The sequence below is a fragment of the Neisseria sp. P0001.S005 genome (genome assembly GCF_051963715.1).
Window position 1 is genome coordinate 1 of record NZ_JBQCTZ010000622.1, and the last position, 434, is coordinate 434.

The following is a 434-nucleotide window of genomic DNA, read 5'->3' on the forward strand; positions in this document are numbered from 1 at the left end:
GAAGCCCGCTTCGTAGATTTGCGCTTTACCGATACCAAAGGCAAGCAGCACCACTTTACCATCCCCGCCCGCATCGTCCTCGACGACCCTGAAGAGTGGTTTGAAAACGGTCAGGCGTTTGACGGCTCGTCCATCGGCGGCTGGAAAGGCATTCAGGCATCCGACATGCAGTTGCGCCCCGACCCCGCGACTGCCTTCATCGACCCCTTCTTCGACGACACCACCGTCGTCCTCACCTGCGACGTCATCGACCCCGCCGACGGTCAAGGTTACGACCGCGACCCGCGCTCTATCGCACGCCGCGCCGAAGCCTATTTGAAATCTTCCGGTATCGGCGACACCGCCTATTTCGGCCCTGAGCCTGAATTCTTCGTTTTTGACGGCGTAGAATTTGAAACCGATATGCACAAAACCCGTTACGAAATCACTTCCGA

1 protein-coding gene is annotated in these 434 nt (G+C 57.8%); it reads left to right on the forward strand.

The genetic code is table 11. The annotated features are described in order from the left end of the window. A partial coding sequence (locus tag ACTHSP_RS22055) for a glutamine synthetase beta-grasp domain-containing protein (RefSeq protein ID WP_440347016.1) occupies positions 1-434 on the forward strand: 434 nt, incomplete at both ends.